Here is a 23440-nt window from a genome sequence, read left to right as displayed (position 1 = left end):
ACAGAAAAAAACAACACAACCACACACAATGACTAAAAATAAAAATATAAATCCAACGATTATTGTAATCTTTGGAGGAACCGGAGACCTAGCAAAAAGAAAGCTCTTTCCCGCATTTCAAAATCTGTACCTTGACGGACGCATGTCTGAAAAGTTTCAGATTATTGCATTGGGTAGAGCTCAAAAAAGCGATGAGGAATTTCGCAGTTATGTTTTAGAAAACCTAAATACTTTTTCTAGAAAAAAAGGTCTTTCGGACGCAGAAACTGAAAAGTTCCTTAATCACATCACTTATCATAGTTTAGATATTGATAAAGAAGAATCCTATATCGGTTTAAACGAAAAAATCAATAATCTGGATGCTTCTTTTGGAGAACGTGCCAATCGTCTTTTCTATCTTTCGATTACGCCTTCTTTTATCTCCACTATTTCGAGCAATATCAAAAAAATCGGCCTTGCAGCGAATGCAAAACAAGACCGAATTATTATTGAAAAACCATTTGGTTACGATAAAACTTCTGCAATTGAATTGAATGAAATGCTTTCGCAGACTTTCAAAGAAGAGCAGATTTATAGAATCGATCATTATTTAGGAAAAGAAACGGTTCAGAATATTTTGGCTTTCCGTTTTGGAAATTCAATGTTTGAACCTTTATGGAGTCGTAATTTTATTGATTTTGTTCAGATTACTGTAGCAGAAGAAGTCGGCGTTGAAGAACGAGGCGGTTTCTACGAAGGTGTCGGTGCTTTAAAAGATATGATTCAGAACCATTTGTTCCAGATTTTATGTATGACGGCTATGGAAGCGCCTGCTTCGTTGGCAGCAGACGACATTAGAAATCGTAAAGCAGATGTTTTAAAATCGATTCGCCGTATCAAACCTGAAGAAGTTGATCATTATATTGTGAGAGGTCAATATGATGCTGGAGAAATCAATGGAAAACCAGTTCCGGGTTATCGTGAAGATAAAGGAATTGCACCAGATTCTAATACAGAAACGTATGTGGCCATGAAAATCTATTTGGACAACTGGAGATGGCAGGGAATTCCGTTCTATCTGCGTTCTGGAAAAAGAATGGAAGAAAAACAATCTTCTATTATTATCCAGTTTAAACCAGTGCCGCATTCTGCTTTTTCTTACGGAAAAGGCGGCATGACTCCAAACAGACTGATTATCAATATTCAACCTGCAATGGATATTAAGCTGCAGTTTATGACTAAAAAACCAGGTTTATCCATGTCTTTAAGACCGGCAGAAATGGTATTTGATTATTTTGCCTGCTCTACCATGTCGCCAGAAGCTTATGAAACTTTATTGGCAGATGCTTTAGCAGGAGATCCTACTCTATTTATGCGTTGGGATCAGGTAGAAGAAGCTTGGGACGCAATCGACACGATTCAGCAGGTATGGAAAACGACTGCTCCAACCAATTTCCCAAATTACAAAGCTGGAAGCTGGGGACCAGAAGAAGCCGATGAATTATTGGCACGCCAAGGACACAAATGGATTCCGAACACACAAAACGTTAAAAAAGAAGAAGAAGTTTTAGATGGTACAGATATACAATAACACAGACGAAATTAATACTGAAGCGGCAAATCTTTTTGTAGAATCGGCCCAAAAAGCTATTGCTGCAAAAGGCAAATTTACAGCTGTTCTTACAGGAGGTTCTTCTCCTGCAGGAATCTATAAATTATTAGCTTCTGATGCTTACAAAAATAAAATCGACTGGAGCAAGGTTTTTATCTTTTGGGGAGACGAAAGATGGGTGCCGCTTAATGATGATTTGAGCAATGCTAAGATGTCTTATTCGACTTTATTAAGCCACGTTCCTATTCCGCAGGAAAACATTTTTGAAATGTATAAAGATGGTGTTACACCAGAAAATTATGCAGCTGAATACGAAAAGTCTATCAGAACTGTTTTAGGTGAAGAAGGAAAATTTGACCTGATTTTATTAGGAATGGGAGACGACGGACATACAGCTTCTCTTTTCCCAGGCGAAGCGGTTTTGCAAGAGCAGACCAAATGGGTTGATGCTTATTACTTAGCTCCTCAGAAAATGTATCGTATTACGCTTACAGCTCCATTAATCAACAAAGCTGAAAAGATTGTAGTAGTAGCTTTTGGAGAAAAGAAAATTCACGCCTTGAAAGAAGTTACAACTGGCGAATACAATCCAACTTTATATCCAATGCAATTGATTAAGCCCATTTCTGGTGAATTATTGTTTTTGGTAGATAAAGTGGCTGCTGGAACAAACTAAGAATTTATTTTCGAAAAATATCAATAAGGTCTATACTTTTCAGCATAGACCTTGTTTTTTTATTTTCTCCCGCAGATTTAGCAGATTCAGCGGATTTTTTTTATTTAATCTCCAAAATCTGCTAAATCTGCGGGAGAAAACATTTAAACAAACACAAAACACTGAAAAACAATTATTTACAAAATATATTCTTTTTTTCCTTAATTTTGTTTTAATGTACTCCTATTCAATATCTTAGATTATACACCTCCATTTTTATTCTTCAAGGCTTTTATACTGATTATATAATTTCAAATCCATTTTGCAATGAAATATAATTACTCCCTAATGGCTGTTTTTCTTCTTTTGACTTGTTGTAAAGATAAAAACACTGAACCCAAATCAGTTGATAAAGTAAATGCTGTAAAAAGCTGTTTTGTGCCCCAAACCAATGATAAAGATTGGTATACACAGAACAAAAAAGCACCTAAATTTGAAGGTTTGGATGGTGTGGCTTTTAAAATTTCCACCAATAATCCGGAAGCTCAGGAATATTTCAATCAGGGATTAATGCTGGCGTACGGATTTAATCATGCCGAGGCCGCACGGTCTTTTTATGAAGCCACACGAATCGATCCGAATTGCGCTATGGCCTATTGGGGTTTTGCATATGTTTTAGGCCCAAATTATAATGGCGGAATGGAAGAAGATAATTTTCAAAGAGCTTATGATGCTGTGCAAAAAGCCAAAAACCTTTCTGCTAAATGTACTCCTCAAGAGATTGCCTTAATAAATGCACTGACTACTCGATACGCTGCAAAACCTCCAGCTGACAGAAAACCTTTGGATATCGCTTACGCGGAAGCCATGAGAAAAGTTTATGCTGATTTTTTTTCTTATCCTGATATCGGAGCACTTTATGCCGAATCTTTAATGAATCTGCATCCCTGGGATTTATATGAAAAAAATACCGAAATCCCTAAAAAATGGACTCCGGAGATACTTCTGGTTTTAAACGAATTGATTAAAAAGAATCCGAAACATCCCGGAGCACATCATTTTTTAGTGCATGCTTTAGAAGCTTCTTCGCATCCTGAAAAAGCGATTCAAAGTGCCAAATTGCTGGAAACTTTAGTTCCTGGATCTGGGCATTTGATACATATGCCTTCTCATATTTACATTCGTACCGGAGATTATCATGATGGAACTCTTTCAAACATTGAAGCCATTAGAATTGACAGTCTTTATACAACTGCCTGTCATGCACAAGGCGCTTATCCTCTTGCCTATTATCCGCATAATTATCATTTTTTAACGGCAACCGCGGCTTTAGAAGGACATTCAAAATTGGCTTGGGAATCGGCATTGAAGCTGCAGGAACATATTTCTCCAAAAATCATGCGTGAGGCTGGCTGGGGCACTTTACAGCATTATTACAGTATTCCGTATTATATAGCCGTAAAATTCTCCATGTGGGACAAGATTATGGGACTTCCAGAGCCTAAAGACGATATCGTTTATCCAAAAGCAATCTGGCATTATGCAAAAGGAATGGCGTATCTTGGAAAAAATGATGTCGTTAATGCCGAAAAACAACTCAATGCTCTCCACTCTTTAGCGAAAGATAAAACTTTGAAAGAGATTACTATTTGGAATATCAATACAACTTATGATCTTGTTGAGATTGCGTTTAATGTACTTTCGGGCGCAATTGAAGCCAAAAAGAATAATTTAGACCAATCTATTTCATTTTTATATAAAGCTGTAGCAATTGAAGGTCATTTAAACTATAACGAACCACCAGATTGGTTTTTCTCTGTTAGACATTATCTAGGAGCTGTTTTATTAAAAGCTGGAAAATATGCCGAAGCTGAAAAAATATACAAACAAGATTTAAAAACACTACCTAAAAACGGCTTTTCCTTAATCGGGCTTTATAATGCTTTAACACTGCAGAAAAAAGAAAAGGAAGCTTTAAAAATTAAAACCTCCTTTGATAATTCGTGGAAATTTGCTGATTTACAGATTGCGTCTTCTTCCAGTATTGTGGATTAAAATCAATACCCAATACAAAAAACAGTTTCTCCTTTATTTACAGGCGGAGTACCAATTTTATACAAAACAACACCAGTTGCTGGAGCTTTAATTTCTGTTAGAAGCTGACCAAATTCATCTGAAATATATCCGATTTTATCCCCTTTTTTAATGTAATCGCCACTTTTCAGACTGCTGTGGAAAATTCCGTTATACTCTGATTTTACATATTCCTGATTGTTCAAATAAACAGCTGAGGGATTTTTTACGGGAGCTTTTTCACTTGAATAAATCTCCATATAATGCAGCATATTGTAAACGGCATTTTTTATCAAATTAACCGACTTTGCCTGAACATTTCCCAATTTTCCTGCTTCGATACTTAAAGCGGTTTTTCCGTCCTGAGAAGCCTGTTTAAAAGCATATTTTGCAGGTTCTGTTTTGGTAATGGTATAAGGATACGAAACAATATGATTGATTCCCGAAATCTCCGAAAGCTTACTACTCAAAAGTGTTTTCTTTTCTTCTGATGTGTTGTTGTAATAACAGACAAAGGGCAATAAATCTTCATTGGCATCGCCTCCGTGTATATCTAGAAAAACATCTGAAAACGGAATAATCTGCTTCGTTATATAATTCGCAATCTGCTCCGTAATAGTTCCCGAATCTGAACCTGGAAAAGCATTATTTAGATTTTTTCCGTCAAGCGGATTTACAAATGGTGTTCTTTTGTAAAATGAAGCTACATTCGCAATTGGAATCACAATTAGAGTTCCTTTTAATTTCTTAGCATCAATTTCTTTAATTAATTCCTGAACGGCTGTTATTGGTGGATATTCGTAACCATGAATTCCTGCAACAATGGTAAAAACTGGCCCTTTGTCTTTTCCTGAAATAATAGTTAATGGAATATAATTGTAAGGCGGATCGGTTTTGAGGTAAACTAATGTATCGGTTCGTTTGCCTGTATTTTCTTTTAGTATTTTGTCTAGATTTTGACTGAAACTAATTATGGGCATAATCAGCAGTAATGGTATTGCAAAAAGCTTTAAGTTATTCACGTTTTATTCTATTTTGATAGGAAAAACAAGGAGTTTCTATCATTTGTTTTTAAAACGCAAAGATAAAGAAGTTTACTGTTTTCGTTTCATCTTTAAATTATGATCATAAAATTAATTCTCCACTAATTCAATATCCATAGTTTTGATTAAACCATCTTCAAAAGTATAAACATGTTTTACCAATCCGTCAAATATTAAACTGCCTTGCAGGTCTTTTACATTTTGCTGTACCAGAACTTCCAGACTTCCGTTGTCTCTTTCTACAAAACCTATAGGTTCTACTTTCGGATTAATTTCAGCCCATTGTCTTGTCCAATATTCCCTGATTTCTTCGTGTCCGCTAATGTACCCGCCTTCCCAAGCTTTTGACCATTGAACATCTTCCTGCATGGTAGACAAACAGTTATCGATATTCCTTTCGTTGAAAGCGTTATATGCCCTTCTAATTACTTCTTTATGCTGATTTAACATGATTTTATTCTTTACGTTTTTCTATCTAACTAAAGTAGAAATATTTCTTATCAAAATAATATAGTGTTGAAAAAATTAGAGTTATAAAATTGGTTATCAATTTGAGCGGGTTATTGATAAAACCAAGCATACAAAAGGAGTTTAACTATTTTATTTTCCCTATCTTTTTAATATAAACAACTGGTTCTGTATCAAATAAAAATTCATCTATAGGTTTTCGTTCTTCCCATACTTCTTCTATTTCACTTTCTTCTACTTCATAAACAGGATCATAGCCATGACGCTCATAATCTTTAAAATGAATCTGTGCTTCTGCTAAAGGTCTAATTACATAAATTCCCTTATCTAATATACTCTCAACGAAAAACTTAAAACCTTTATAAGTGCAAAATGTACTTACTTCAAAAGCACTTTCAATATCAATAAAAGCAACCTCTTTATATACTTTATTTTTTAATTCTATATCATCATATTTTTTAAAGCCTTTCCCTAATAGTTGCTCATTATAATCTGTTTGTAAAACGTAACTATTGCCTGATTTCCAGAATCTGCAATGTATTCCTCTGTGCTTGGCATATAGACCTCTTTTCATCATTCTTAACTATTACTTTGCTTTTTATAAATCTTAATAGCAAACCCGATAGCGCGGATTTGCAATCCGTGCCAGTTACAATTGTCAAATCTTATTGGTTTTCACATTTTTTTCTCTCACTTTGTAGATATACTTTATGGGCACGGAAAAAATTTCCGCGCTATCGTTGTCTACATATCTGAGCGATCGGGTTTGTAGTGGTATTACCATTTTGAGTAATAATTTTCTCCAATTTTATTCATTAAGTTTTTAATTAACTTTGACATCAAAGGAAACAGTATCATTAATAACAGTTTTTTTGTTATCATTAAATTCATACTTAACAATAGCTCTTATTTTATTAATTCCTGCTTTCGTTAATACTTCTTTTACATTAATACCAACTGGCATTACCTGCTCAAATGTTCTTTTTACTTTACTATTATCAACATTGAGATTCTCTACTTTAAAAATACGTTTTGCATTTGGAATATTTGCCACTAAATATTGTTGTTTCAAAGTATCTCCTATTTTTAAAACTTGATTTGTTTTAAACTTAAATTTTTGTTTGTTTGCTATTTTATATTGATAAATTTCAATTAAAGGTAAACCTTGATAGTTTTTCACATTACCAAATTCGTCATAAGTAATCAAAAAATCGAGTATTCCAAAATCATCGTACATTAAATATTTCCTTGCTTTACCATTTGAATAGTTATAAATGCTTTCTACAATTAGTTTACTGTTTTTACGATAGTGTATTGATTCTATAATTCCATTGTGAAAATAATAGATACTTTTTCCTTTTATGTGCCCGTTTACAAAATTACCCTCCGATATTTTTTTTCCTTTGGCATTATAACTATTAAATTTCCCATGAAAAATAGTATCATGATTCTTTATTATGTATTCTATTGTTATTTTTTCTTTTGTTCTAGAATCGTATTTCTTTAAAACATATGTTTTCTCTTCATTATTAAAAAAAACTGAAATAACTATTGCTAAAACTAAAACAACACAAATAATTAATATTGTTCTTATTTTATTCTTATCCATTATTTATTTTTTTTACGTTCTTCATTGACTAATATACCCTTGTTTTTATCATAGGTAAGAACCGTTACTGAATCTGATACCTTTTGCTTATTTTCTTGGTCACTTTTAGCTTCTTTTATTTCTTGTATTGCCGCCTTAAAAGCATTGACTCCGTTGTCAACAGCACTTATCGCATCATCTGCCTTATTTTCTATAGTTGGTTTTCCTCCATTTGTTCCTTTTCCTTTGGCAGTACCATTTGTACCTAATTCGAAAGCTGCTACAGTTGTCATAACTTCTAAAGATTTCCCAAAGTCAAACCACATTACATCTCTACCTCCTTCAGGTAAAGCACTTGGATTTTGGCTATTTCCTCCATCAGAAAACGCTATTCCATCTTTTCCAGCACCAGACGGTTTCTCTGTTGTAGTACCCACTGAAATTGATTTTATTACATTTGATATTGTTTTCTGCATTGAATTAACCGCAGAATCATATTTACTAGAAATCCCCCGCTACCGCACGAATCCTTTCGTGTGGTACGTTCTGGTTAAACAGACAGGATTATAAATTTTGTAATTCCTGCTCATTTTTTTAAGCATTAAGTCATTTTAAACATCGACTCAATTCCATAATACCACACGAAAGGATTCGTGCGGGAGCGGGGTAATTTCATCTCTATTTTACAATGCATAAACCTTGCAAATTGAGTGCTACATTAAATTCATCCTTCGTTAATTTTTCATCTAAATGTATAATAATATCAAAAGAACTAAATCCTCCATGAGTAATAAGATTTAAAGCTACACCAGGAATAAAGTGCAAGCGTTGATTATGATTTTTATAATCTCTTAAATCAAGTTGATAGCTTTTACCAGCCTTTATTAAATCTTCACAATTACCTTTATTTTTTACTTTTAAACTCTTAATTCTATAAAAATATTCATTCTTATCATTTGCTATACCTTTCGCATAGATTATATAAAACGTTTTTAAATCTTCAATTTTTAATATTTCATAGTATGAAGTTGTATCTGGGCTTATTTTAATTTTAGAAATACTATCGTTATATTTTTTAAGCTTAACGTATTCTCCTTTAGACATCTTAACATATGTAGTATCCAATGAAATAGTTAATTGAGCAAAACTTTTAAGACTAAAAATTAAAAAAGTAAATAAGAATATCTTTTTCATTTTTCTATCAAATACAATCCCTTAAGATTTAATACCTGGCTATATTGTTCCTCACTTTTCGGATTGTAGCCACATAAGTATTCTCCGTCGCTTAAATATGACATGCATTCTTCTGTGTCTTTAAATTTTGAAGAATAAAAAGTCCTTCTTGTTATATTGTTAAAATCTCTAATATCAAGTTGATAAGTTCTTCCTTTAATAATATATAAACCATTTTTAGAATTGACTTCATTACTGTTTTTCATAGATTTTATTCTAAAATGATAGTCATCTTTTAAAGCATGAATAATGTAGAATTTTTTTCTTTCTTCAATAAGCTTTATAATATAAACACTGACCGTATCTTTTTTTACATTATCTTCCTTTTTATTTAAGTAAGAAGAATCTTTAATTAACAATTTATTGGTCTTATTTCGTATTTGTTTATAATACTCCGCTGTATCTTTAGGAAAAGCTATTGATTGTCCAAATAAAATAGAATTTGAACAAAATAAAATAATACAATAATAGATAAGAGTTTTCATTTTTTCTATCTTTTAATAGTATGAAATAATCGAAAAGGAGTTGTACTTCCTTCTTTTCTAGTTCCATAGTTCAATTCGTTAACATTGCTTTTAACTTTTGACCAATTATTTTTATCAGAGGGATTAAAAGTTTCATTTCCTTTTTGATCAAAAATTCTAATTTCTCCTGATTGCGGAGTTACATTATCATGAGCTAATCTATAAGGGCTATTAGGATTTAAACCATCTGCCCATGTGGCGGGAGCTATATTCTGGCCTGAACTTAAAGCAGTTTTTCCTACTGTAAAAGCTTCCATTGTTTCATGTAATGTCGTTTGTCCAGGTTTGCCATTAATAGCATCCATTTCACTTAAAGCACTTGGATTTATCTCCTGATTTCCTGTTGCGGTACCGTTATCATTTAAAGTAGCTCCCATTTGGTTTCCTACTAATGGATCCCCATTGGATGCATAATCTTTACCAGAGGCATTAATACTTGCTGTTACAGAATGATCATCGATTGCATTTACTAAATCACTCGCGTTTTTAGTTAGAGCGCCTTGTCCATTTCTTTCATATCCAACTTTTCCATCTTTCAAAGACAATGTTATGCCATCACCAACAGCTTTTTGTAGCTCTGCTAAGGCTTCCTGAGCTTTGTCGCCATTTATTGTCACGTCATAAGGAGCCATCCCATCAGGGTCAATAAATCGCATAGGATTATTAAAAGCATAATTATAAGGACTAAATCTTCTCATTTGTTCAGCCAGAGGATCAATGTTCATCCAGCGCCCTAAAGCAGGGTCATAATTTCTTGTTCCGAAGTCGTACAAGTTTAGTGATAACTCATCTTGCAACTCCTTGCCGTTGTATTTATACTTTTGTCCTGAATTTGTAGAAGCCACTCCTCCATTATACCCATTATGCTTGAGACCAAAGGGATAATAATTGTTTTCATCAATAATTTCAAGAACATTGCCTGCATTTTTAGCATAAATAACACGAATGTTCCCTAAATGATCCTTGTACTGGTAAACATACTTTTGGTTTACAGCATCAAAATAGCCTTCTGCGGTTGGAAAAAACTCTAAAGTATTGTTTTTGTATTGGAAACCTCCTAGATAATTGGTTGTAGTGGCATTACCATTTTGAGTGACGATTTTCTCCAGTTTTAATCCTGCTGCATTGTAAATGTACTCAATTGTATTTCCTGTTCCAAATGTTATTTTTTTGGGCAGGTTTAAATGGTTGTAGGCAATAAGAGTTATGTTTTTATTTTTATCAACAGTCATATTTCCATTATCATCATAACTGTAATCGTCGCCTGTTTTGTTTCCATCTATAAATCCGGAGTTGTCGTTGCCAGACGGATTTTCTGTAACTTTGGCTAACTGGTTGGAATTGTCGTTTAAATAATCATACGTTAAATCGTCTATTTTAAATACGATAGAAGAGGCATCACTGTCTCCGTATCTGTGCAGAAATTTTATATTTCCATTTTTATCATAGCTTAAACTTTCGTTATAAGCCCCAGAGAATGGGATAGCATCGTTTGGTTTTCCATACAAAGCACTCTTTAAACGGTTAAGATCATCATACACATAACCATAAGTCCGCAGGGAATTGTCTGAGGCTGTTTTCCAGAAAGTTTCGGCAATGTTACCGTTAAATAATGCCTGCACTTGTGTGTTTAACGGCTGTTTGTTATAGTTAATTTTAAAAGCAAACAAATCTAAAGGATCTGAGTTCTGTTGTAAATTATTGACATCGTTTATGGCTGTGAGCCAGCCTCTAATGTTGTATTTATAATCTATTTTCTGCAGCGGGCTTGCTTTAGTATTCCCTACATTTTTGCTTTCGAGCTGTCCTAAAGCATCATATTTATTATCGGCCAGCAGTTCTATTGTTCCGCCGTTTATCTGATGCGTATGGGTAAGCAGGCGATCTTGGTCTGAATAAGTAAATTCTTCTCTTATCGTTGTTTCAGCACTGCTGGACGTGCGTTTGTGTTTAGTAATGGTGTAGAGGGTTTTGCCTGCAAAATCAATACTGCTCACGCTGGATGTATAACCACCCAGATAATTTTGAAGGTAGATTTTTATAGGTCTGGCTTTCTCGTCATAAAAAATGGTGTTGGTTTCACCTGCTGTAGAAGATGGTGTGGTTAAAGCTCTTGTCCAGTTTCCTGAAGCTATTCCTTTTATATTAGCCAAAACAGTCTGCCCTTCTATAGATGAAGGTTGAGATTGTGCATTTGGAAAGGTGTAATTGTCATAATAATTTACCGTTAAGAGCTTAAAATTAGTTGGTGCAATACTATTGCTGTAATACGCCTGAATTCCATCAATAGTTCCAGAAGTCTGCTTAGTTTCATACAAAACTGCGGCGCTGTTTTGAGCCGTCTGTAATGAATTTCTAGTTTGTGAATTGGCAGACTGATTCATCCAACCTGTATACACAATCCTGCCAAAAACATCATATTTGGTAATAAGCCAGCCAATAGAAGCATCGTTATTAAATGGCGAATTTACCGGCCCCGTTACAACTGGTCTATCGAGTTTGTCGTATACAATAAACTCCCATTGTTTGCCCGGAAGCTTTTTTTCGGCAAGCCTATTCTTGTTGTCATATTTGTATTGATAGCATAAACCGTCGAGAATAGCGGCAGTAATAATTCCATCTGCTTTTGGCGGTAGTACATAGGTCAGGTTTCCGTAAATATCATATACATAATAAGTGTCATGTTTGGTGCCTGAATCATAGGTTCTTTTTAAAACAATCTGCCCTTCTTTGTTTTTGAACTCTTCTGTTCCTTTATTGGTTCCTGGTGTTGTATTCTCGTCATAAGTTACGGTTTTGTATAACTGATTTTGCAGATAAAATCCCTGATCTGAAATACTTATATCATACAAGCCTAATCCAGCATCCCAAACTGTATTTGTTTGGAACAGTCTTACTTCATTGGAGTTGTTAGTCTGGTAATCTACTTTTATTTCGTGTCCACTGGTGAGCGCCCATGCATTTCCAGGCGCAGCTTGCTTTAGTGTCCTGTTTAAAGGAGAAGCTTCAATTTGTTTTTCTGAAAACGGGTTTGCAGTATTGTCATATTTAGCAGTATTGTAAAAATTTAGTGTTCCAGTTTCAGCATTCGGTTCAAAAGCAATGTAAGAAGATGAACCTTCATATGGCATGTACTCCTTAATCTGTCTTCCAAAACCATCATAGGCAATATGAGTTATAATATCTTTTGATGATGCCGATTGTCCGTTTGCAATCTGCTGTATGGGTCTGCCCAATCCATCAAAATAGGTGATATTAGTCTGAACTTGATCCAAGGATGGAGAGCCTAAAACGGATGTCGTTGGCTTTTTATAGATTTTGGTAATAATGTAATTACGATTTGATGGGTTTATGGCTCCTCCTGAACCTCCTCCGTTATTTCCTTGATCTGGAGCAAAAGGGTCAAGAGGATCTAAAGGAATACCTGGATCACCAGGTCCTAACGGAGGAAATGGGTCTGGTCCTTCGATGACAGTACGATTAGAACTGTTACTTTGTGCATATCCCAAAAGAGTACATGCAAAAAATGCTATAAAAAGTATTATTTTCTTTCTCATTTTGGTATTAGTTGGTTTGATAATGGTATTGGTTTTCTGAAAGGATATTTCCGTTTTTGTCTTTTACAAGTTCGAGCCTTCCAATAGTGTCATATTGGTAAGTTATAATATCTCCTTTAGGGTCGGTAATAGTGCTTACTCCTACTAATGGTATGTAGGTATAAGTAGTTACCATAGCATTTGGAAGTGCAGTTCTTAAATTGTTTAATGCTGTGATTAAACTTGCTTCAGTTCCAGTGTCAGAAAGGGTCTGAAGGTTGGAAACATAACCTGAAACGTCACTGTAAGATGCATTTTCAATTTTAGCTATTGGCTGCGTTTTGTTGTAACCCCAGATAATTGAAACTGGAGCGCCACTTTCAAGAGAATACTCCAAAACGTTCCCGTTTCCAGATGTACTTCCATTGATAACATCGGTATCATATAAATTAAAGTTTAATTTCCTATTTGAATTACTAAAAGGAAATGTCTCAATTAATCCTTTTGAAGAGTGAATTTCTTTTGGTAATAATAAGTTTCCCGTAGCATTACTCTGTTCATATTTAATAATTGTTTCTGATGTTTGTACACCATTGACAAAAGTTTCTGTTTTTATTGGTTTGTCAATTCTATTTTGATTTATTAAATCTTGCATTTCTGCTGTTTGTCCTGTAGAAACTAGATCCTGAGGGTAACTTAGCTGTGTTCTTAATGTTTCTGATTTACTATTAGTGCTTTCAGTTTTCGTAACTTGATAATGAAGCGGATTTTCATAATTATAAGTTGTTATTCTTTGGTTCACTGGGTTTTCATTATCATCGTAATCTGTCTCAATTGATTTAGTAATTTCTTTTTTTCCTTGAGAAGTCTGTCCAACAGCATAATAAAACATACCCGAGTGAAAATCACCACTTTGATTATAAGGAATATAAAATGAGCTAGGTTCGTCTCCTGGATTTATTTGAGAAGGGAAATTATTAAATACGATGTTGTAAGGTAAGGCTGATTGCTTCAATATTGTATATTGATTAACAATACTGCGGATTATTTTATAAGTATTTGGAGTTGTTCCAGATTTATAAATATTAGTCCTCAACAATGATCCTCGATTCCACTGATCATTTTTATAGAATGCAAATTCTGTTAAAAAGTTTAATGGAAGTGATATATTTGCTCCAGCTCCTCCCCATATGATTGGATTAAAACTAGGGCTTTTGTAAACAGTTGGGAGACTTGTTGCGCTAATATCAAATATACGTGCCAGTGGAACATTTTGAAAAAAATATTCTGTTTTTCCATTATTTGCACTATTGTTTGCATTAGAATCGAACTCTGTTACTTTTCCATAGGTTATCGAAGGAGAGCCTCCAGTATTATTATCAAATACCGCAGAAGTTGAAAAGATTGGTAAAACATCCGAATTGGTATTTATAGCAAAAACTCCTCTTACAAAACTACCATTACCCTCTTTCACAATTACATTAGGATCTTCATATTGAAATGATTTCGTAAATGAAGGGATAGAAATATTTTTGTTATCATAATTTTTAATTGATCGAATTCTCAAACCTCCAATAAATTTTGTAGTTGGAGTAGTTGTACTTCCTGAGTTTTCTTTCCATGATGCTGTAATCGTGGTTAATGGACACCCATAGGCACCAATTTTACCAGATCGATATTCTGCTGCATATAATGTGTGAGTTAAATTTCCAAATTCTCTTGAATATTCAAATGAACCACCTGCTGTAAATGGTAATGGTCTCTGCCACATTTCAATATCATATTTTACATTTGTTGTTCCTCCTGATTCTTGGGTAGCAGACATAAACGATATATTTAATTTACCACTTCCAGAAACATAATTCACAGGAGTAAATGCTGTGCTTTTTATGTTAGGCCCATAATTTGAATTACAGCCACTTCCATAAGCAATAACCGAAGCACTTTTTGAAACAATTGTTTGTGTAGTTACATTTTCGATAAATCTATTGGCTTCATATTCGAAAATAGTATAGCCGCCTTCTGGATAAATTATTTTTTGTAGAATTCCAGATTTCATTAAATTTTCATCGGCTGTTCTTATACCATTTCCAACATTGTAAGTAACACGCTGTGGCACCCATTCCGATTCTCTTTGAATGACAGTAGGCGGCGAAAGATTACCTGTATTTCCATTAATATACCCCCAATAATCTTTTTTAGTAGTGCCTCGTTCAGGCAATTGAGTATTTTCGTATTCAAACTTATGACTTACACCTAACAGGTTATTGGCAATTTGAGTTAACTTTAATGATTTCGTTCTGCTTTTGATATTTTTATCACTGTAATAACTTGATGGTATATTATAACCTGTAATAAATCCTCCGGATCTTGAATAGTAATCATAAACAAAGTCATATTCTTGTATAAGAGTTTTAACAGTTCCTTTTAAAGAAAAGATACTTATTTTACTTAATTTATAATCTTCTATTAAATCTAATCTATCCTGTATAGATGAAAATTCAACTATTCCATTATTAAAATTGATTGATTTTAAAAATTGTTTATTTGAACGAGTTATATCTGGTACAATTGATCTTAATGCAGGAGCATGATTAACTGAAATATTATTATCTATTAATTGCTCCCCTACTATTATTGCATAATCTGTTGTATTGTCAAGAAATTTATATTTAAAATATATAATATCATTTGTACTTTTACTATTTGCCGGTATAATTTCAGTTAGGAACCAAGAAGATATATAGTCAGGTTTACTTGTATTTGTGTCGTTATGTATAATTTCATTTGCATTATATCCATCTAGACTTTGCCCAAAGCGATATGTAGTTCCATCATCTTTAATGACTTCTAAAGTTAATGTGTTAACTAATAATTTATTACTAACAGAGGAGGTTCTAACTACGGTATTTTGTAAGTCCTTAAATACAGCCTGATTATTAACAAAGTAAAAAGTGCCCGATAAGCCCGGGGCATTAACTATAAATTCATCATATGCAGTATCATATGCTTTTCCTGCCCAATATGGGTTACATTGATAAAACAAAGTGTCATAACCTACTGCCGTAAAAGGTAAATTAACTATATCAGCAACAGCGTTTCCTGTATCAGGAATTCCTTTTACATTTCTAACGACAGTTCCACCAGCGTTAAGATTCCATCCGAGACCAACCCATGAGGCTAGCTCATCCAGCTGAATTCCAGCACTATTATAATTCATATCAATAGGTACAGTTAACTCTTTAGTTTTAATAGTATAAAGAGGAATACTGATCCTAATTTTTCCCGTTGAATAATCTACAGGAAATAAGCCTTGCTTAGCAAACGAAGCGGCATTAGGACTTACTGGAAAATAGTTAGGAATGTCTTTTGTTATTTGACCACAAACTATATTTGACATAGCCACTGCTATTACAAAAAACTTACGGGAGAAAACTTTAAACATAATATTAGAAAAATTTGAATTACCTAAACGCTTTAATAACCTTAACCGATTCCGTTTTCACATCTGTCTGAATTTTTACGATGTAAACTCCTTCTGCATAACGGCTCATATCTACAGGAACTGTGCGGCTTTTAATACTGAATCGCTGTAATGTCCTTCCCAGCATATCTATAACAGAGGCAGTCCCTTCTTTAAAATCATAACCAACGATGACATTGGTATAGGTTACTGCAGGATTAGGAATTGCTTCAATACTTGCCTTAACTTTTTCTACTTTTGCTTTGTCTTTTAGTTTCACAACCCAAAAATCATTTCCGCCAATATTTGACTTTTTATCTTTAGAAGCTCCAGAATCTGAAGTTCCAGCCATCAAATAACCGCCATCACGAGTTTCTATTAACTTTCTTAAAATATCATCTCCTGCACTTCCTACGGTTTTATTCCAGATTACTTCTCCTTTTTCATCAATTTTCATTGCTATATAATCGTTGATTCCGTCTTTATCTTTTCCAACTGCAACTTTCTTCAATGCATTTCCAATTAAGGATTGTTTATGCTCTGTCTTGGCATAGCCGCCAATTAGATAGGTTTGATCTTTGTTCTCTACCAGTGAAGTTAAAATGTCTACATCTCCAAAATCGTAGGTTTTGCTCCAAACTACTCCTCTCTCTGAATCTAGTTTTAAAACCCAGAAATCCGTTCCTTTACTCACAATACCTCCCAATGGAGTTAAAGGATTCTTACTATTAGAATTTCCTCCTACAACAAAACCGCCGTCCATTGTTTGATGAATAACATAAGGCTGGTCGTCTCCATCTGCCCCATACGATTTCTGCCATTGAATTTTGCCTTGATCATCTAGTTTTAAAATCCAATAATCGCCAGATCCATTGTTGTGTTCTGTCTTATCTCCCGATACTGGAGAATTAGAGTAACCTACTAGTATATAACCGTTATCAGAAGTTTGTTCCATGCTTCTTAGAATGTCAGTATATTTTCCTCCATAGGTTTTCTGCCATTCAATTGCTCCTTGTTTATCTAGTTTTAGTATCCAGTAATCAAGATTGCCTCGACATTCTTCAGATTTGCTAAATAAATCTGTCTTTGGGATTTCAGAAGTTTTTCCCTCAATTCTAATATTGGCCTCCGAAACAGGATTAGAACTCGAAGATCCTCCCAGTATAAAACCTCCATCTCTCGTTTGGAAAGCGCATACCAAGTCGTCTTGTCCCTCTCCTCCAATTGTTCTCTGCCATTGTTCTTGACCCGTAGCATCTAATTTTATTACCCAAAAATCAGTAAGTCCTTTGCAATTTTCTTTCTTTTGAAAGTTTTTTCCAGAACTGGAACTTCCTGCTAGAATAAAGCCACCGTCTCTAGTATTTCTTATACTTTGGAGCAAATCAAAACCTGAACCTCCAAAACTTTTCTGCCAGTCCAGCTCCCCTTTTTCGGTCATTTTCCAAATCCAATAATCTAAATCCCCGCTATTATCATCGGTTTTATTCCCCGTTTTGTTAGAGAGTGAACTTCCTGCCAGAATAAAACCGTAATCGGCTGTAGGCTGTGCATCAAAAAGATAATCGGAGTGAATTCCTCCATAAGATTTCTCCCATAGAATGTCTTGGGAATAACTAACCGAAATACTCATAAGAAATAAGAAGTACAGTTTTTTCATAACTAGATGTTTTTTTAAGCAATAGAAAATACCAGTAAAAATCTTTCATTTTTAAATTAACCAAACATATTTATATAAGTTAAATATTGTTAATTAAAACAAAATATTATATATTCGTTTTTAACTAATCGCCTTAAAAACTATTTCACGCATGGATATCGGGTTTAAAATCAAGAAATTAAGAGAGTCAAGAAATTTAACGCAGGAACAATTGGCTATACAATTAGACATTTCGCAAAGTGAGTTGTCCAAGATTGAAAATGGAAAAGCCAAAAAAATTGATTTCCATCTTATGGGGAAAGTCTGTGCTTTTTTTAATAAAGATTTTGTTTATTTCCAGGAGAAGCAGGATCCAGTAAAAATTCTGGACAACTTTAATATTGATATTTCAACTGAAAAAATTTTAGAAGAATTAAGCAGAATATCAAACGAATACAAGAAGAAATTAAACGATACCAAATAAAACGGACAATAGATTTTTATAAAATAGCAAATCTCTATTTACAAAGTCCAATTATACCTACCCCTAAAAAATCAAAACCCTAAAAATCAACTTCGATTATTATCAAACCTTTAATTTTAAACGGTTTTTAGAAAATTTTAAGAATCCTTACTTTTCAAAATAGTATATTTGACGCACTATACGCGACTTAAAGTCGAAATTTTCAGCAACAAAAATTAATTACTATTTTGCTATAAATGAAACCTAGTAAGTTCATATATATCGTTTTACTATCGCTGCTTTCTTTTTTTAGAGGCACCGAAACGTATACGTTGCCTATTGAACTGAATCCTTGTATTACGCTGGATAGTGTGGAAGCTGACGATGTACTGCACTTTTCTTCCGATTTTTCGACCTCCAAAACTATTGATCTTCATTGTATCGCTAAAAAGAAGATTAAAGGCAGAGCGACTAATGAGGAACAAAGCACAATCAAAGCTCCTTATTTTAGTAATTTAATTAACTTCAAGCTTTACAAGAAGAGCTTAATTTATGGTATTGCTTCGATATACCAGATTGAAAGACACACTCATCTCCACTTGTATCAATTATTCTAGATTGTAATTTCTTTAGTGTTTTTATATTTTCAGAAAATCATTCTGAACCAATCTTTCGTTTGCCTAAATGAGGTATTCGGCTATAAAAACATTTCTTAAAAACGGTGCTTCAAGAAACAGAAAAGCAACCAAAAACATTTCTGTTTATTTATCCAAAATCATTCAAACTTCCTGTAAATAAGCACGGAAGAACACCAATTTTATCTAAATTTTACAAATCTAATTATGAATATCTATAAAAATACATTCCTGTTGTTTTCTTTATCCCTGTTCGTTTTGGTCTCGTGCGGCGATAAATCAAAAAAGAATTCAGACAATATCAAAACACTTCCTGTTTACAAAGTTACCCTAAAAGACACTGTAGTTTCGAGCAAGTTTGTTGCCGATGTACATGCTAAAAATAATGTAGAAATACATGTGAGAATTCCAGGCTTACTAGACAAGGTGTACGTAAGCGAAGGACAAAAAGTAAAAAAAGGACAAATCTTATTCAAAATAAGCGATGTCGAACTTCAGATACAACTCCTAAAAGCCGAAGCCATTTTTAAAAGCGCAAAAGCTGATTTAAGAATTGCAACGGTAGAATTGGAACAAGCTCAAACGCTATTCAACAAAAAAGTAATTGCGGATAAAGAATTAGAATTATCTAAAGCAAAACATGAAGCTGCTTCTGCTAAATTGGCTCACGCAGCCGCAGAAAAAAAGGCCATCGACCAGCAGATTAGTTTTACCACTATCCGCGCACCTTTTGATGGTACAGTTGACAGAATTCCGTTTAAAGAAGGAAGTTTGGTAGAAAACGGTTCGTTACTAACAACGGTTTCTCAGCTGGACGACGTTTATGCCTATTTCTCCATTCCTGAAAACACCTATTTTCAAATGATGGAAGACAAAACCCTTCATACACAAGGCGATATTAAACTCGTATTGCCAAACGGAATGGTGTACGATCAAAAAGGAGAATTGAGAACTGCCGATGGAGAAATCGACAGACAAACGGGTTCTATTCAATACAAAGCAAAATTTCACAATCCGCAAGGGTTTATCAAACACGGAACTTCGGGTAAACTGATTATTTCAGAACCAAAGAAAAATGTCGTGTTGATTCCGCAGAAAGCCGTTTTTTCTATTCAGGACAAACAATATGTATTTCTGGTGCAAAAAGATGGAGTAGTTAAAATGACTAATGTAAGCATTGAAAGTACTCTTGATGATGTGTACATCTTAAACGATGGACTAAAAAGCGATGACCTTATCGTTCAGGAAGGCACGCAGTCATTAAGAGACGGAGATAAAATCAACATCAAACAAATGTAGGTTTTAGGCTTAATATCAGTTATTTAATTATTTATCTAAAAAAAATCCAATGATAGAGTTATTTATCAAAAGAAAAATATTGTCATTAATCATCTCGGTAATGATAGTACTTTTGGGATTACTGGCGTTGTTCCAGCTTCCCATAACACAATTCCCCGACATTGTACCTCCGTCTGTTACGGTAACAGCAAAATATACAGGTGCCAACGCAGAAGTTTCAGCAGATGCCGTTGCACTTCCATTAGAAAGAGCTATCAATGGTGTTCCCGGAATGACGTATATGTCAACCGTAACTTCCAACGATGGTCTGACACTTATTCAGGTTTTCTTTGAAGTAGGAACCGATCCCGATCTGGCTGCCGTAAACGTTCAGAACAGAGTAACCACGATTCTGGACGAACTTCCAGAAGAGGTAATTCGTGCCGGAGTTACCACCGAAAAAGAGGTAAATAGTATGTTGATGTACTTGAACATTACAAGTACAGACAAAACTCAGGACGAGCAGTTTATCTTCAATTTTACCGATATAAATATCCTGCAGGAATTAAAACGTATTGATGGTGTCGGTCGTGCCGAAATCATGGGACAAAAAGAATATTCGATGCGTGTCTGGCTGGATCCGCAAAAGATGCTTTCTTATAATATTTCAGCAAACGAAGTAATTAATTCCCTTCAAAAACAAAATATTTCTGCTGCGCCGGGTAAAGTCGGTGAAGGTTCAGGACAATTGAATAATGAACTGCAATATGTAATTAAATACGGCGGGAAATTCTTCCAGCCAAAACAATACGAAGAAATCGCTTTAAGAGCCAATCCAGACGGAACAATCTTAAGATTAAAAGACATATCCAACATCGAATTTGGTGCAATGAGTTACGGAATGGTTTCTAAAACCGACGGAAAACCTTCTGCTTCGATTATGTTGAAACAACGTCCGGGTTCTAACGCTTCTGAAGTAATTGCCAGCGTAAAAGCAAAAATGGCTGAATTGAAAGATTCTTCTTTTCCTCCGGGAATGGAATTCAATATTGCTTACGACGTTTCCCGTTTTCTTGATGCTTCGATTCATGAAGTAATCCGAACATTAATTGAAGCATTTATTCTGGTAGCCTTTGTGGTTTTCATCTTCCTGCAGGATTGGAGATCGACATTAATTCCAGTATTAGCAGTTCCTGTTGCGCTTATTGGTTCGTTTACTTTTATGTCGATGATGGGATTCTCGATCAACTTATTGACACTTTTTGCTTTAGTACTTTCCATCGGAATTGTGGTGGATAACGCCATTGTCGTCGTCGAAGCCGTTCACGTTAAAATCTCCGAAGAGCATATGTCGCCTATGGATGCTACTATCAGCGCTATGAAAGAAATCACCGGAGCTGTAATTGCGATTACCATTGTCATGGCTGCGGTATTTATTCCGGTAGCGTTTTTGAGTGGTCCAGTTGGAGTTTTCTACAGGCAGTTCTCTTTAACAATGGCCATTAGTATCGTGATTTCAGGGGTTAACGCGCTTACCCTTACTCCTGCCCTTTGTGCCATTATGCTGAAAGCACACGATCCAAACAAAGAAAAGAAATCATTAATCGATCGCTTTTTTCACAGATTCAATCATTGGTTTGATAATGTGACTTCGAAATACATTAAAGTCTTGGTAAAATTTGCTGATCGAGGTGCTGTAACTATTGGATTATTAGTACTCTTTTGTTTTCTAACTTGGGGAACAAGCAAGTTTTTGCCTTCAGGATTTATTCCGTCTGAAGATCAGGGAATGGTCTATGTGAGTGTCACAACGCCACAAGGAGCAACCGTTGAACGTACCGAAAAAGTATTAGACGAAGTAACCAAAATTGCAAAAGGAATTAAAGGAGTTGATAATGTTACGACCCTTGCAGGATACAGCATTGTAACCGAAATTGCCGGAGCATCATATGGTATGGGAATGATCAACTTAAAAGACTGGAGTGATCGTGATATTTCTGTAACCGATTTTATTGCCCAGCTTGGCGAAAAAACAAAAGGAATTACCGATGCTCAAATCGAAATTTTTGCACCGCCAACTGTTCCAGGTTTTGGTAATACAAGCGGTTTTGAGCTTCGATTATTAGATAAATCTGGAGGAAGCATTACAAATACAGATGAAGTGACCAAAAACTTCATTAAAGAATTAAATGCTTCACCAGAAATACAGAACTCTTTTACCAGTTTTGATGCTACTTTTCCGCAGTATTTAATTCATATTGATTATGATTTAGCAGCCAAAAAAGGAATTTCTGTAGACAATGCTATGGCAACCTTACAGACAATGTTAGGATCTTTTTATGCGACCAACTTTATTCGTTTCTCTCAAATGTATAAAGTAATGGTTCAGGCAAGTCCGCAGTTTAGAAAAAATCCAGAAAGTATTTTGGATATGTATTTGAAAAATGAAGCAGGCGAAATGGTTCCATTCTCTACTTTTATCAAATTGGAAAGAGTATACGGCCCAGAAGTTTTAACACGTTACAACATGTACATGTCGGCTATGATTAACGGAGAACCAGCCGAAGGTTATAGTTCCGGAGAAGCTATTGCTGCCGTAGAAAGAATTGCGGCAGAAAAACTGCCAAGCCGTTTTGAAGTAGAATGGTCCGGTATGACCCGCGAAGAGATTCTATCGGGTAACCAAACGATTTACATTTTTGCGCTTTGTATACTATTTGTTTACTTATTACTTGCAGCACAATACGAAAGTTTATTACTTCCTTTCCCAGTATTATTAAGTCTTCCTGTTGGAGTTTTTGGTTCCTATCTTGCATTAGTTGCCGTTGGTTTAGACAATAATATTTATGCACAGGTAGCACTCGTCATGCTGATTGGTCTGCTCGCCAAAAATGCCATTTTGATTGTAGAATTTGCTATGGCGCAGAACAAAATTGGACGTGATATTGTCGAAGCTGCAATTGAAGGCGCAAGGCTTCGTTTCAGACCTATTTTGATGACTTCGTTTGCTTTTATTTCTGGGTTGATTCCGCTATGTATCGCTACAGGTGCAGGTGCCGTGGGTAACCGTTCTATTGGTACGGCCGCTGCGGGCGGAATGTTAATTGGAACTGTGTTTGGTTTGGTGATTATTCCAGGACTTTACATCGTATTTGCCAAACTTGAAAAACGAATGAGCAAATCTTAATTGCGTAATTTTTAAACACATAGAATCATAGAATTTAGATAATCTAAAAAGGCGGTTCACTAGC

General features: G+C 34.6%; 16 protein-coding genes. 6 read left to right on the top strand and 10 right to left on the bottom strand.

What is annotated here, in order from left to right:
- Positions 1–28 precede the first annotated feature (28 nt).
- The 3 genes from zwf (at position 29) to P2W65_RS15890 (ending at position 4301) form a co-directional block, all read left to right on the top strand.
- A complete protein-coding gene (gene zwf / locus P2W65_RS15900; protein ID WP_289658971.1) occupies positions 29–1570 on the top strand; it encodes a glucose-6-phosphate dehydrogenase in 1542 nt (513 codons plus the stop codon).
- Entirely contained in the window at positions 1551–2267 is a 717-nt protein-coding gene (gene pgl, locus P2W65_RS15895) for a 6-phosphogluconolactonase (protein WP_289658969.1), read from the top strand. The genes zwf and pgl overlap by 20 nt, the downstream gene beginning before the upstream one ends.
- A 306-nt stretch (positions 2268–2573) precedes the next feature.
- Positions 2574–4301 (top strand): tetratricopeptide repeat protein, encoded by a 1728-nt coding sequence (locus tag P2W65_RS15890; RefSeq protein ID WP_289658967.1) that lies wholly within the window; start codon positions 2574–2576, stop codon positions 4299–4301.
- 2 nt (positions 4302–4303) lie between these two features.
- Here P2W65_RS15890 and P2W65_RS15885 read toward each other — a convergent pair whose 3' ends face one another.
- The 10 genes from P2W65_RS15885 to P2W65_RS15840 form a co-directional block, all read right to left on the bottom strand.
- The gene (locus P2W65_RS15885; protein WP_289658965.1) at positions 4304–5341 is read right to left on the bottom strand and encodes a succinylglutamate desuccinylase/aspartoacylase family protein; all 1038 of its coding nucleotides are present in this window, start codon (positions 5339–5341) and stop codon (positions 4304–4306) included.
- Between the two features lie 111 nt (positions 5342–5452).
- Positions 5453–5812 carry a nuclear transport factor 2 family protein gene (locus P2W65_RS15880; protein ID WP_289658963.1) on the bottom strand — a complete coding sequence of 120 codons (360 nt, stop codon included), beginning with the start codon at positions 5810–5812 and terminating at the stop codon, positions 5453–5455.
- A gap of 145 nt (positions 5813–5957) precedes the next feature.
- A complete protein-coding gene (locus tag P2W65_RS15875; RefSeq protein ID WP_289658961.1) occupies positions 5958–6407 on the bottom strand; it encodes a UCP033725 family protein in 450 nt (149 codons plus the stop codon).
- A 246-nt stretch (positions 6408–6653) separates the two neighbouring features.
- Positions 6654–7439 (bottom strand): toxin-antitoxin system YwqK family antitoxin, encoded by a 786-nt coding sequence (locus P2W65_RS15870; protein WP_289658959.1) that lies wholly within the window; start codon positions 7437–7439, stop codon positions 6654–6656.
- A complete protein-coding gene (locus tag P2W65_RS15865; RefSeq protein ID WP_289658958.1) occupies positions 7439–7894 on the bottom strand; it encodes a hypothetical protein in 456 nt (151 codons plus the stop codon). Before P2W65_RS15865 ends, P2W65_RS15870 begins: the two co-directional genes overlap by 1 nt.
- A 202-nt stretch (positions 7895–8096) precedes the next feature.
- Positions 8097–8612 carry a hypothetical protein gene (locus P2W65_RS15860; protein ID WP_289658956.1) on the bottom strand — a complete coding sequence of 172 codons (516 nt, stop codon included), beginning with the start codon at positions 8610–8612 and terminating at the stop codon, positions 8097–8099.
- Positions 8609–9136 carry a hypothetical protein gene (locus P2W65_RS15855; RefSeq protein ID WP_289658954.1) on the bottom strand — a complete coding sequence of 176 codons (528 nt, stop codon included), beginning with the start codon at positions 9134–9136 and terminating at the stop codon, positions 8609–8611. Before P2W65_RS15855 ends, P2W65_RS15860 begins: the two co-directional genes overlap by 4 nt.
- Before the next feature lie 5 nt (positions 9137–9141).
- Positions 9142–12732, bottom strand: a complete 3591-nt coding sequence (locus tag P2W65_RS15850; RefSeq protein WP_289658952.1) for a DUF6443 domain-containing protein — start codon at positions 12730–12732, stop codon at positions 9142–9144.
- Positions 12733–12739: 7 nt separating this feature from the next.
- A complete protein-coding gene (locus P2W65_RS15845) occupies positions 12740–16111 on the bottom strand; it encodes an RHS repeat domain-containing protein (RefSeq protein WP_289658950.1) in 3372 nt (1123 codons plus the stop codon).
- 64 nt (positions 16112–16175) lie between these two features.
- Entirely contained in the window at positions 16176–17834 is a 1659-nt protein-coding gene (locus P2W65_RS15840) for a T9SS type A sorting domain-containing protein (protein WP_289658948.1), read from the bottom strand.
- A gap of 151 nt (positions 17835–17985) precedes the next feature.
- On the opposite strand from P2W65_RS15840, the gene P2W65_RS15835 reads away from it, so the two are divergent.
- The 3 genes from P2W65_RS15835 to P2W65_RS15825 all read left to right on the top strand — a co-directional run bounded on the left by P2W65_RS15835 (position 17986) and on the right by P2W65_RS15825 (position 23376).
- A complete protein-coding gene (locus P2W65_RS15835; protein ID WP_289658946.1) occupies positions 17986–18297 on the top strand; it encodes a helix-turn-helix domain-containing protein in 312 nt (103 codons plus the stop codon).
- An 821-nt stretch (positions 18298–19118) separates the two neighbouring features.
- The gene (locus tag P2W65_RS15830) at positions 19119–20210 is read left to right on the top strand and encodes an efflux RND transporter periplasmic adaptor subunit (protein ID WP_289658944.1); all 1092 of its coding nucleotides are present in this window, start codon (positions 19119–19121) and stop codon (positions 20208–20210) included.
- Between the two features lie 49 nt (positions 20211–20259).
- Complete coding sequence (locus P2W65_RS15825; protein WP_091495115.1) at positions 20260–23376, top strand: efflux RND transporter permease subunit; 3117 nt, start codon at positions 20260–20262, stop codon at positions 23374–23376.
- Positions 23377–23440: the final 64 nt, after the last annotated feature.

The sequence above is a fragment of the Flavobacterium panacagri genome, from assembly GCF_030378165.1.
Taxonomy (GTDB): Bacteria; Bacteroidota; Bacteroidia; order Flavobacteriales; family Flavobacteriaceae; genus Flavobacterium; species Flavobacterium panacagri.
The sequence above is the reverse complement of the archived record's forward strand: the minus strand, read 5'-3'. Positions and strand labels throughout refer to the sequence as shown.

Excerpts from the sequence above, each read along its gene's own strand:
- zwf (WP_289658971.1), top strand. The coding sequence starts at position 29 with ATGACTAAAAATAAAAATATAAATCCAACGATTATTGTAATCTTTGGA.
- pgl (WP_289658969.1), top strand. The coding sequence starts at position 1,551 with ATGGTACAGATATACAATAACACAGACGAAATTAATACTGAAGCGGCA.
- P2W65_RS15890 (WP_289658967.1), top strand. The coding sequence starts at position 2,574 with ATGAAATATAATTACTCCCTAATGGCTGTTTTTCTTCTTTTGACTTGT.
- P2W65_RS15880 (WP_289658963.1), bottom strand. The coding sequence starts at position 5,812 with ATGTTAAATCAGCATAAAGAAGTAATTAGAAGGGCATATAACGCTTTC.
- P2W65_RS15875 (WP_289658961.1), bottom strand. The coding sequence starts at position 6,407 with ATGATGAAAAGAGGTCTATATGCCAAGCACAGAGGAATACATTGCAGA.
- P2W65_RS15870 (WP_289658959.1), bottom strand. The coding sequence starts at position 7,439 with ATGGATAAGAATAAAATAAGAACAATATTAATTATTTGTGTTGTTTTA.
- P2W65_RS15865 (WP_289658958.1), bottom strand. The coding sequence starts at position 7,894 with ATGCAGAAAACAATATCAAATGTAATAAAATCAATTTCAGTGGGTACT.
- P2W65_RS15860 (WP_289658956.1), bottom strand. The coding sequence starts at position 8,612 with ATGAAAAAGATATTCTTATTTACTTTTTTAATTTTTAGTCTTAAAAGT.
- P2W65_RS15855 (WP_289658954.1), bottom strand. The coding sequence starts at position 9,136 with ATGAAAACTCTTATCTATTATTGTATTATTTTATTTTGTTCAAATTCT.
- P2W65_RS15850 (WP_289658952.1), bottom strand. The coding sequence starts at position 12,732 with ATGAGAAAGAAAATAATACTTTTTATAGCATTTTTTGCATGTACTCTT.
- P2W65_RS15845 (WP_289658950.1), bottom strand. The coding sequence starts at position 16,111 with ATGTCAAATATAGTTTGTGGTCAAATAACAAAAGACATTCCTAACTAT.
- P2W65_RS15840 (WP_289658948.1), bottom strand. The coding sequence starts at position 17,834 with ATGAAAAAACTGTACTTCTTATTTCTTATGAGTATTTCGGTTAGTTAT.
- P2W65_RS15835 (WP_289658946.1), top strand. The coding sequence starts at position 17,986 with ATGGATATCGGGTTTAAAATCAAGAAATTAAGAGAGTCAAGAAATTTA.
- P2W65_RS15830 (WP_289658944.1), top strand. The coding sequence starts at position 19,119 with ATGAATATCTATAAAAATACATTCCTGTTGTTTTCTTTATCCCTGTTC.
- P2W65_RS15825 (WP_091495115.1), top strand. The coding sequence starts at position 20,260 with ATGATAGAGTTATTTATCAAAAGAAAAATATTGTCATTAATCATCTCG.